Annotated in this window: 10 protein-coding genes; 6 read left to right on the forward strand and 4 right to left on the reverse strand. The window is 71.1% G+C overall.

Translation table 11 applies throughout. The features are described 5' to 3' along the window. Positions 1 to 374 precede the first annotated feature (374 nt). On the reverse strand, positions 375 to 863 hold the full coding sequence (locus ACIWVC_RS33040; RefSeq protein WP_396446026.1) for an FABP family protein: 489 nt from the start codon (positions 861 to 863) through the stop codon (positions 375 to 377). A gap of 238 nt (positions 864 to 1101) precedes the next feature. Between ACIWVC_RS33040 and ACIWVC_RS33045 the strand changes: the two genes are divergently transcribed. Together ACIWVC_RS33045 and ACIWVC_RS33050 are read left to right on the forward strand one after the other, a co-directional pair. After that, a complete protein-coding gene (locus tag ACIWVC_RS33045; protein ID WP_396446025.1) occupies positions 1102 to 1464 on the forward strand; it encodes a DsrE family protein in 363 nt (120 codons plus the stop codon). 942 nt (positions 1465 to 2406) lie between these two features. Further along, positions 2407 to 3429 (forward strand): TerC/Alx family metal homeostasis membrane protein, encoded by a 1023-nt coding sequence (locus ACIWVC_RS33050; RefSeq protein ID WP_396446024.1) that lies wholly within the window; start codon positions 2407 to 2409, stop codon positions 3427 to 3429. A gap of 73 nt (positions 3430 to 3502) precedes the next feature. On the opposite strand, the gene ACIWVC_RS33055 is transcribed toward ACIWVC_RS33050, so the two are convergent. Next, on the reverse strand, positions 3503 to 4027 hold the full coding sequence (locus ACIWVC_RS33055) for a DinB family protein (protein WP_396446023.1): 525 nt from the start codon (positions 4025 to 4027) through the stop codon (positions 3503 to 3505). 93 nt (positions 4028 to 4120) lie between these two features. Between ACIWVC_RS33055 and ACIWVC_RS33060 the strand changes: the two genes are divergently transcribed. Continuing rightward, positions 4121 to 5068: a helix-turn-helix transcriptional regulator gene (locus tag ACIWVC_RS33060; protein WP_396446022.1), complete on the forward strand. Its 948-nt coding sequence runs from the start codon at positions 4121 to 4123 to the stop codon at positions 5066 to 5068. A gap of 21 nt (positions 5069 to 5089) precedes the next feature. On the opposite strand, the gene ACIWVC_RS33065 is transcribed toward ACIWVC_RS33060, so the two are convergent. Beyond that, positions 5090 to 5629 (reverse strand): DUF1707 domain-containing protein, encoded by a 540-nt coding sequence (locus tag ACIWVC_RS33065; protein ID WP_396446021.1) that lies wholly within the window; start codon positions 5627 to 5629, stop codon positions 5090 to 5092. A 175-nt stretch (positions 5630 to 5804) separates the two neighbouring features. Here ACIWVC_RS33065 and ACIWVC_RS33070 point away from each other — a divergent pair, with 175 nt between their 5' ends. Next, on the forward strand, positions 5805 to 6095 hold the full coding sequence (locus tag ACIWVC_RS33070; protein WP_396446020.1) for a DUF3303 family protein: 291 nt from the start codon (positions 5805 to 5807) through the stop codon (positions 6093 to 6095). A gap of 432 nt (positions 6096 to 6527) precedes the next feature. Here the strand turns inward: ACIWVC_RS33070 and ACIWVC_RS33075 are convergent, their stop codons facing one another. After that, complete coding sequence (locus ACIWVC_RS33075; RefSeq protein ID WP_396446019.1) at positions 6528 to 7946, reverse strand: RtcB family protein; 1419 nt, start codon at positions 7944 to 7946, stop codon at positions 6528 to 6530. A gap of 132 nt (positions 7947 to 8078) precedes the next feature. Between ACIWVC_RS33075 and ACIWVC_RS33080 the strand changes: the two genes are divergently transcribed. Both ACIWVC_RS33080 and ACIWVC_RS33085 read left to right on the forward strand, forming a co-directional pair. After that, positions 8079 to 8504: an archease gene (locus tag ACIWVC_RS33080; protein ID WP_396446018.1), complete on the forward strand. Its 426-nt coding sequence runs from the start codon at positions 8079 to 8081 to the stop codon at positions 8502 to 8504. A gap of 579 nt (positions 8505 to 9083) precedes the next feature. Continuing rightward, a partial coding sequence (locus ACIWVC_RS33085) for a glycoside hydrolase family 11 protein (RefSeq protein WP_396455047.1) occupies positions 9084 to 9825 on the forward strand: 742 nt, incomplete at its 3' end.

Genomic DNA, 9825 nt, shown 5'->3' on the forward strand with positions numbered 1-9825 from the left:
GGTTCGTGCGCCGGCACGCGGATTCAGCCGAGCGAAAACCTGTTTGCCTCGGTGCGGCGGATCAACATAGCGTGCGGGGTACGCGCGAAAGGAGGTGGTCCAGACAATGGTTGATTGTAGGACTCGCGAGGTGGCTGTCCGCTAGTCGCCGTTCCGCCTCGGACCGCCGTCCCCTGGACGGCGGAGTCGGTCGCGACGGTGACCGGCGAATACCAGGCAGTTACCCGATCCCCGGACCGACGGACCCGTCCTGTCCGTCGCCCCGCCGCTCGGCGGGAAGGTCCGGGGATCGCTTTGTCTCGGGGGTCGCTTTACCTGGGGCCACCGCTTTACCTGGGACCGCTTCTCTCCGGATCGCTTGTCTCCGGACGTTCTCAGGACACCTTCTTGAGCTGCGCCGACAGGTGCGACTGGAGCTTCTGCCCGACGGCCGCCATGTCGTAGGCCCAGCCGAGGTCCTCGCCGATCAGCCCGTAGAGGCGGTGGCCGCCGGTGACCTCCTTGGCCGACTCCGTCCGCGCGACGACATCGGTCCGCAGCTCCACCCGGTTGAACGCCACTTCGCCGACGTAGATCTCCACGATGCCGGTCGGGTGGGCGAGCGTCACCTCGACCTGGTGGTCCGGCTGCGGCCGCCAGTACCCGGTCTCCATGGCGAGCGGGCGGCCGAGGGTGCCGTCCGGCTCGATCATCCAGGTGCGGCTCGCGTAGATCAGAAAGGGCTTCCCTATGTGGGTGAAGGACAGCTCCTGGCCGAAGTTGAACGACTCGATCGTGGGGTAGCCGCCCACGCCGGCCCCTTCCCAGGTGCCGAGCAGGAACTTCAGGGGCTCAAGGTCCGGGTGCAGCTCAGGAACATCCATGGGCCCCGAGCGTAGCGGCGGGCGCCGCCTCCCGCGTCCCGCCCGCCGACCCCCGCGAAGCCCCGCTGATTCAACCGGCCCGCTGATTCAACCGGCCCGCTACTTCAACCGGCCGAGGCGGATCACGAGGAGGACGGCGGCGACCGCCACGAGCCCGAGGGCGAGGACGAGGATCCCCGCGTTCACCATGCCACCCACACCAGGATGGTATTGGGGCCGCCCGCACTAGAGTGCGGCTATGGCGAGACCACTGGTGATCAAGGTGACCGCGGGGGCGGACGCCCCCGAACGCTGCAACCAGGCGTTCACGGTGGCGGCGGCCGCCGCGGCGAGCGGCGTCCCGGTCTCGCTGTGGCTGACCGGGGAGTCGGCGTGGTTCGCGCTGCCGGGACGGGCCGCCGAGTTCTCACTGCCGCACGCCACTCCCCTGGACGACCTTCTCGGCGTCATCCTGACGGCGGGGCGCGTCACGCTCTGCACCCAGTGCGCGGCCCGCCGCGACATCGGCCCGGACGACGTCCTGCCCGGCATCCGCATCGCCGGCGCGCCGACCTTCGTCGAGGAGATCACGATGGACGACGTCCAGGCGCTCGTCTACTGACCCGTCCCAGGCGAGGTAGACGGTCGTGTCCAGGCTGAGGCTCCGCACGGCGCCGGGACGCCGGCCGGGCGGGGCCGGGGCGGCGCCGGTGCCGCGGCGGGCCAGGGCCGCGACGGCGCAGGCGGCGAGGGTGGAACCGGCGAGGCCGAGCATGAGGTCGCCGATCGTGTCGCGGTAGATCGTGACGGTCTCGGGGGTGTCGAGGATGAAGACGCCGTACTCGAAGAACTCCCACAGGATCGCGGCGATGGCGCCCGCTCCGGCGCAGGCCGGCACCAGCGTCCACCCACTCTGGCCGGCCCAGCGGCGGAGGGCGACGCCGGCGGCGGCGCTCAGCAGGGCCCAGTTCCCGAAGTGGCAGGCGTCGTCGAACCAGTCGACCGTGTCGTAGAGGTCGGCGGCGTTCCCGGCGACGTCCACGAGGAACGGCAGGGTCAGGAGCAGGTCCAGGTCCCACGGGAAGGGCCTGCCCCGGCCCCGCAGCGCCCAGACGAGGGTGACGAGCATGACGGCGGCGGGGTAGGCGGCCACGCGGACGCCCATGGCCTTGTCCGCGAACCGGTCCCATTCGGGGAAGGCGACGGCGAGCGCGAGCAGGGCGGCCAGGGCTGCCTTGGCGGTGAGGGCGAAGGGGCGCCAGCGAGAGAAATCGTCCATGCCAGAAGAGTGGCTTCGCGGCGCACCGCGCCGCATCGGCGCAAGTACTCAGCCTTACCTGAGTGCTTTGCCGCAATGCGCACCCCGGCCTCATGCGGCGGCCCGGGGGTGCGCGGCCCGGGGTCAGGGCAGGACGACCCCGCCCGGGTAGGCGCTGCGGCCCGCGATGCCCAGGGTCCAGATCATCTGCGGTTCACCCGGGCGCGTCCTCCGTATCCGGGGCGGTAGAAGGCCCGCAGAACGGATATAGGTCAGCAGACGCCCCCGCCAGGAGGAGCCGGCCGAATGCTCGACGTACCCCCATGGGCCTGGTCAGCGACGATCGGACTGATCGTCGGGCTGTTCGTGCTCGACTTCTTCGTCGCCGTCCGGCGGCCGCACGCGGTCCACATCAAGGAGGCCACGTTCTGGTCGGTGTTCTACATCGGCCTCGCGGCGGTGTTCGGCCTCGCCGTGTGGTCGCTCGGCGGGTCGGCGGCGGGCACCGAGTACTTCTCCGGATGGCTCGTCGAGAAGAGCCTGTCGGTCGACAACCTCTTCGTCTTCGTGATCATCATGGGCCGGTTCGCGGTGCCCGACGAGTTCCAGCAGAAGACGCTGCTGTTCGGCATCGCCGCGGCGCTGGCCCTGCGGGCGGCGCTCATCGCGGTCGGCGCCGCCGCGATCAGCCTGTTCTCCTTCACGTTCCTGATCTTCGGGCTGGTGCTGATCTGGACGGCCGTGCAGCTCGTCCGGCACCGCAACGAGGAGCCGGACGTCGAGGACACCTTCATCATGCGCCGCGCCCGCAAGGTCATGCCGGTGAGCGAAAGCTTCCACGGGGGGCGGATGCTCGCCCGCGAGAACGGCCGGCGGGTCATGACGCCGCTGCTCCTGGTGTTCATCGCGATCGGCAGCACGGACGTCCTGTTCGCCCTGGACTCCATCCCCGCCGTGTTCGGCATCACCAAGGACCCGTTCCTCGTGTTCGCCGCCAACGCGTTCGCGCTGCTCGGGCTGCGCGCCCTGTACTTCCTCATCGAGGGACTGCTGGAACGGCTCGTCTACCTGTCGATCGGCCTGTCGGTGATCCTCGCGTTCATCGGGGTGAAGCTGATCCTGCAGTTCCTCCACGAGGACGTCGCCGAGTCGATCCTGAAGATTCCGACGACGCTGTCGCTGGGCGTGATCCTGGCGATCCTGCTGTTCACCACCGGCGCCAGCCTGATCCGCGTCCACGCGCACCCGGAGGAGAAGGCCAAGGCCGGCTCTCTCCGCAAGCGCCGCGAGAAGAAGAAGCCCCGCGAAGAGGAGCCCGCCCGGAGCTGACCGTCACGGCGGAAAGGACTCAGTGAGAAGGCCACCGCGACGACCGCGGGGCGGGGTTCGCCGGCGCGGGCCGTCAGCCCATGCTCTTCGCGCCGTCGAGGGACTCGCGGATGATGTCGGCGTGCCCGGCGTGCTGGGCGGTCTCGGCGATGATGTGCAGGATCACCCGCCGCGCCGACCACTCGGTGTCGGTGAACCAGGGGGCCTTCGGCAGCGGCTGGACGGCGTCCAGGTCGGGCAGGGCGGCGACCAGCTCGTCCGTCCGGCGGGCGACTTCGGCGTAGCCGTCGAGGACCCCGGCCAGCGTCTCGCCGGGGAGCATGCGGAACTCGTCCGCCCGCTTCTGCAAGTCCTCCTCGGTCATCTGGGTGAAGTCGCCCATCGCGGACGGACCCTCCACGATGAAGTCCGCCCAGCCGCGCTCGACCGAGGCGACGTGCTTGACGAGGCCGCCCAGGCACAGCTCGCTCGCCGTGGTCCGCAGGCCGGCCTGCTCGTCGGTGAGGCCGCGGGTGGTGAAGCGCAGGAAGTGCCGGTGCTTCGCCAGCATCGCCAGCAGGTCGGCCCGCTCACCGGTGATCTGCTCGGTCATGGTCATATCCTCCGCCTTCGCCGTTCCCGTCGGTGTGAACACCACGCTAGAAGGCATAGCGGCCACTTCCTGACCTGAATTGCGGGGAGAATCGGGAACATGGCGAACACCAGCTCCCGGACCCTGCGTCTCCTTTCGCTGCTCCAGACCCACCGGTACTGGCCGGGCGCCGAGCTGGCCGGCCGGCTGGGCGTGTCCGTCCGCACCCTGCGCCGGGACGTCGACCGGCTCCGCGAGCTGGGGTATCCGGTGGAGGCGACGCGCGGCGTCGACGGCGGCTACCAGCTGGCGGCCGGCGCGGCGCTGCCGCCGCTGGTGATCGACGACGAGGAGGCCGTCGCACTGGCCGTGGGGCTGCAGGCGGCGACGCAGGTCGAGGGCATCGCCGAGGCGTCGGTGCGGGTCCTCGCGAAGGTGGCGCAGGTGATGCCGGCCCGGCTGCGCCGCCAGGTGGACGCGCTGCGCGCGATGACCGTGCCCACCACGTGGGGAGGGTCGCCGGAGACGGGCGTCGCGCCCGCCGTCCTCACCGTGATCGCGCTCGCCTGCCGGGACTCCGAGCGGCTCCGCTTCTCCTACACCGCCGCCGGCGGCGACCGCACCGGCCGGCACGTCGAGCCGCACCGCCTCGTCCCGCTGGGCCGCCGCTGGTACCTGGTCGCCTACGACCTCGACCGGCACGGCTGGCGCACCTTCCGGCTCGACCGGCTGTCCGGCCCGTCCGCCACCGGCGCCCGGTTCCGCCCCCGCGACCTGCCCGCCGCCGACGCCGCCGAGTTCGTCCGCCGCGGCCTGAAGGAGATGCCGCGCCCCTACCGGGTCGAGGTGCTGGTGGACGCCCCCGCCGCGGCCGTGCACGAGCGCATCGGCCGCTGGTGCACCGTCGAGGAGGCGGACGACGGCCGCTGCCGCGTCCGCATGACCGCCGACGCCCTTGAGTGGCCCATCATGGCCCTGGGCGCCGTCGAAGCGGACTTCCAGGTGGTGTCCCCTCCCGAACTGCGCACCCGGCTGCACGCCTTGGCGGCCCGCTTCGCCCGCGCCTGACCGCCGGGGCGCCGGGGAGGGTCAGCGGCGCGCGTGGCGGATCTTCAGCCGCCCGAAGCCCATGGTTCCGGAGACGCGGATCTTCGGGCCGCCGGGGCGGGACGGCCGCCGGGGCTTGTAGAGGGAGTCCTTCCACACGGTCTGCAGGCCGTCGAGGTCGACGACCGCGTCCCGCGGAACCGTGATCTTCGCCCTGCCGGTGGCGAGGTTCAGCTCGATGTCGACGACCGGATGCTCGATGACCGCCCGGGACAGGTCCAGGTGCACCCTTCCGAACGCGGAGTCGACCTTGAGTTTCCGAGGCACCCGCCAGGGGCCGCGGCGCCGGATCCGGCCGCCGAAGGCGGCGATCGTGGACGTGTCCGGCTTCTCCTCGGGGAGCGCGGCCAGTGCCGTACCGAGATCGCCGTGCGTCTCGGCGGTGAGCGTCTGCTGGAGGAGGTCGTCCAACTCCTCGTGCGAGATCTGCCCCTTGGAGTAGGCGTCCTGCAGACGCCGCACGGCCGTGTCGCGGTCTTCTTCGCTGATCGGTCGTGACGGATCGTCCGGCACAGGAGCCACCCGCTCACTCTACTGCTGGACCGTGCGACGAAATCTCCCTTATCTGTGCTCAGAAAAGACGCCCCGGCGGTTGTCGCTCCAGGACGGCCGCAGCAGATTGGGAGGGGTCGCTACGGGCTCTACCGGGCGCGGACCAGGGGGTACGCGCCGGCCCGGACGCGAAAGGAGCAGTGCGATGAGAGTCATGCTCACCGCGGTGATGGACACGCAGATCTCCAACGAGACGATCAAGAGCGGCAGGCTGCCCGAGATCGTGCGGTCGATGATCGATCGACTGGATCCGGAGGCCGCCTACTTCGCTCCCGGCGAGGGCGGACGCTCCTGCGTCATGGTCTTCGACATGCAGGACACTTCGGCGATCCCGTCCATCGCCGAACCGCTGTTCCAGGAACTCGGCGCGAAGGTCGACATCTATCCGGTGATGAACAGGGAGGACCTGGAAAAGGGCCTGGCCGCCCTGCAATAGACGCGCCCGCGCTCGCCCCCCGGCCGCATCGGGGCCTTTCGGTATCCCCGTCGGGATGACAGGCTCATGCTGTACTCAGCGACCCTGCGGAACGGGGGAACCGGACATGAGGATGATCATCGTGGGAGCCGGAATCGGCGGGCTGACAACCGCTCTCCTGCTGCACCATAAAGGCACCGCAAAGGCACCAAAAAGGCATCGACTGCGAAAAACACGAGCAGCGCAGCCCCCGCTCGCCGGCGCCGTGAATCAACACAAAGGTGGCCACCACGGCCCCTTCCGCCCAGAGCGCGGTCCGCGTTCAGTTCACTCGGTTAGGCAACTGGGCTGACATTCTCGGGAGCCCCGCGCGGCCCTCGGCTCTGGTGCGCGGGTCGTGCGGCTGCGCGGTACCTCGGCGTGCCGCCGCGGTTCCGCGTCACGGCCGAGCGGTCACCCCTTCGTGACGCCGAGGGGGACGAGGCGGGCGACCTTGCGGCCGAGGCCCGCGCCTTCGGTGGCGGCGATGACGGCGTCGATGTCCTTGTAGGCGCTCGGGGCCTCTTCGGCCAGGCCCCGCCAGGAGGCGCCGCGCACCGCGATGCCGGCGGCTTCCAGGCGGTTGCGCAGCTCCTTGCCCCGTACGGCGCGGGCGGCCTGGTGGCGGCTCTGGGTGCGGCCCGCGCCATGGCAGGCGGAGTCGAACGCGGGGTTGCCCCGCACACCGGTGAGCACGTAGGAGGCCGTGCCCATCGTGCCCGGGATGAGGACCGGCTGGCCCGCGTCCGCCAGGTCGGGCGGCAGGTCCGGGTGGCCGGGCGGGAGGGCGCGGGTGGCGCCCTTGCGGTGGACGCACAGCCGGCGCGGGGTGCCGGCGACCTCGTGGGTCTCGATCTTCGCCAGGTTGTGGGAGACGTCGTACACCAGGTCGAGCCGGGCGCCGCAGGCGTCGGAGAAGGCCCGCCGCGCGGCCTCGCCCAGAAGCTGCCGGTTGGCCCGTGCGTAGTTGGCGGCGGCGGCCATCGCGCCCATGTAGCTCCGGCCTTCCGGGGAGTCGACCGGTACGCAGGCCAGCTGGGGGTCGGGGACGGTGATCCCGTGGCGGGGCATGGCGGTCTGCATGGCGCGCACGTGGTCGCTGCAGATCTGGTGGCCGAGCCCGCGCGAGCCGCAGTGGATCATCACGCACACCTGCCCGGCGCGCAGCCCGAAGGCCGCGGCCACCGGTTCGTCGTAGACGTCCTCGACCATCTGGACCTCCAGGAAGTGGTTCCCCGAGCCCAGGCTGCCGAGCTGACCCAGCCCGCGTTCCTCGGCGCGGGCGCTGACTGCGGCGGGGTCGGCGCCGGCCACGGCCCCCAGGTCTTCGCAGCGTCGCAGGTCGCGCGCGTTGCCGTGGCCGCGCTCGACCGCGTAGCGCGAGCCCCCGGCCAGGACCTGTTCGAGCTGGGACCGGTCGGCTACGCGCCAGACGGCTCCCCGCCCCAGACCGCGCGGGACGGCGTGGTCCAGAAGGTCCATGAGCGCGGCGAGGCGCGGCATGAGGGCGTCGCGGTCGAGATCGGCCGCCAGCAGGCGGACCCCGCAGGAGATGTCGAACCCCACGCCGCCTGGGGAGACCGCGCCGCCGTCCCCGACGTCGGTGGCCGCCACCCCGCCGATGGGGAAGCCGTACCCCCAGTGCAGGTCGGGCATCGCGTACGAGCCGGCCACGATGCCGGGCAGCGTCGCCACGCGGACCACCTGGTCCAGGGACTTGTCGACGCTCGGATCGGGCAGCAGCTCGCGGGAGGCGAACACGATGCCCGGGACCCGCATCCCTCCCTCCCGCTCGATGCGGAAGCAGTACGGGGTCTCCTCGATGATCTTCATCAGCGACCTCGGCCGGTGGTATGCCTCGCTTTCCCGGATGACGGGGAGATTCCCCGCGCCGGGAAGGCGGACCCCCGGGACACAGGAGCGAGGGTCCTCCGCGGCAATGCCCGGATTGGCGATGATGATGCGATGGCACCACAGAGATCGGCTGGTCACCGGACCGTCCCGCACACTGCCGACCTGCGCATCGAGGGCTGGGCGCCCACGGCTGCGCGCTGCGTGGCCGAGGCCGTCCTCGCGCTGGTGGAGAGCTTCGCCGAGATCCCCGCGGACGCGCCGGCCGTGGACAGGGAGATCCTCATCGGGGGCGGCGACCCGGCGGGGCGGCTCGCCGATGCGCTGGACGAGGTGATCTACAGGATGGACACCGCCGGCGAACTCCCGCGAACCGTGCGGGTCCGCGAGGAGGGGGAGGGGATGCGCCTCATCCTGGGCATGGTCGACGTCGACCGGGTCGCCCTCGTCGGCGCCGTGCCGAAGGCCGTGTCCATGCATGAGCTGCGCTTCACCGAGGAGCCCGGTGGATGGCGCTGCGAGGTGACCCTCGACGTCTGAACGGCGTCCGCCCGCTCAGGGCTTCGAAACACTGTCCAGAAGGATAGAAAGTTTCGGGCTGCGGCTCTTGGATCTTGCTGACGTCCAAACGCCGTCGTCTCAGTGGTCGGGCCTTGCACAGATGGAATGGCCATTGAGCAGGCGAAACGCACAAGACAAAAGATCAGCCTTTTCGAAATATTTCCGAAACCGTTGACAGTCCGCGGAGGGCGGTCCAACACTGTCGCCATCGACGGACTCGAACCACCCCCGAGACCCCGTCGATCCGGGTCACCCCGCCCGGCGGCCCGGACATCCGGCCGTCCGCTCACCCCGGACGGCCGGACATGGCCCTGTCCCCTACCCCGTGCCCGCCCCCTCGGCCGTCCGGCGCACGGACGGCCGAACGCTCCCGCTCCCGGCCCCCGCGACCGCCCCCGGTCGCCGCCCGCCCGGCGATCACCGGACGGCCGCCCGACCAACGTCCCCCGTCACACCCCGCCGCGTCGTGCGACGCGGGCGGCCGCCCCACGGCCGCCCGCGCGCACCACGCCGCCCTGGCCGCTCACCGCCAGCGCTCACGAGTGAGGAACCACCCCCATGCACAGCACACCCGAGATCCGCAGACGCCGCAGACCGCGGTCGCTCATCCGCACGAAGCCCCTCATCGGCGCCTGCGCGGTCGCGCTGGCGACCGCCACGGCGCTCCTGCCGGGCACCGCCAACGCCGACACGACCATCTCCTCGAACCAGACCGGCACCGACGGCGGCTACTACTACTCCTTCTGGTCCGACGGCGGCGGGCAGTCGTCCATGACGCTGAAGGGCGGCGGCAGCTACAGCACCCAGTGGAGCAACGTCGGCAACTTCGTCGCCGGCAAGGGCTGGAGCAACGGCGGCCGCCGGAGCGTGAACTACTCGGGCAGCTTCAACCCGTCCGGCAACGCCTACCTGGCCCTCTACGGCTGGACGTCCAACCCGCTCGTCGAGTACTACATCGTCGACAACTGGGGCACCTACCGGCCCACCGGGACGTACAAGGGCACCGTCACCAGCGACGGCGGCACCTACGACATCTATGAGACGACGCGGTACAACGCGCCGTCCGTCGAGGGCACGAAGACCTTCCAGCAGTACTGGAGCGTCCGGCAGTCGAAGCGCACCGGCGGGACGATCACGACCGGCAACCACTTCGACGCCTGGGCGAGCAAGGGCATGAACCTGGGCAGCTTCAACTACTACATGATCCTCGCCACCGAGGGTTACCAGAGCAGCGGTAACTCCAACATCACGGTCGGCGGCTCCGGCGGCGGAGGCGGCGGCGGGGGCGGCGGCGGCGGTG

The sequence above is a fragment of the Actinomadura sp. genome, assembly GCF_044508335.1.
Classification (GTDB): domain Bacteria; phylum Actinomycetota; class Actinomycetes; order Streptosporangiales; family Streptosporangiaceae; genus Spirillospora.

Coding starts and splice junctions, on each gene's coding strand:
- ACIWVC_RS33040 (WP_396446026.1), bottom strand. CDS start 863: ATGGATGTTCCTGAGCTGCACCCGGACCTTGAGCCCCTGAAGTTCCTG.
- ACIWVC_RS33045 (WP_396446025.1), top strand. CDS start 1,102: ATGGCGAGACCACTGGTGATCAAGGTGACCGCGGGGGCGGACGCCCCC.
- ACIWVC_RS33050 (WP_396446024.1), top strand. CDS start 2,407: ATGCTCGACGTACCCCCATGGGCCTGGTCAGCGACGATCGGACTGATC.
- ACIWVC_RS33055 (WP_396446023.1), bottom strand. CDS start 4,027: ATGACCATGACCGAGCAGATCACCGGTGAGCGGGCCGACCTGCTGGCG.
- ACIWVC_RS33060 (WP_396446022.1), top strand. CDS start 4,121: ATGGCGAACACCAGCTCCCGGACCCTGCGTCTCCTTTCGCTGCTCCAG.
- ACIWVC_RS33070 (WP_396446020.1), top strand. CDS start 5,805: ATGAGAGTCATGCTCACCGCGGTGATGGACACGCAGATCTCCAACGAG.
- ACIWVC_RS33075 (WP_396446019.1), bottom strand. CDS start 7,946: ATGAAGATCATCGAGGAGACCCCGTACTGCTTCCGCATCGAGCGGGAG.
- ACIWVC_RS33080 (WP_396446018.1), top strand. CDS start 8,079: ATGGCACCACAGAGATCGGCTGGTCACCGGACCGTCCCGCACACTGCC.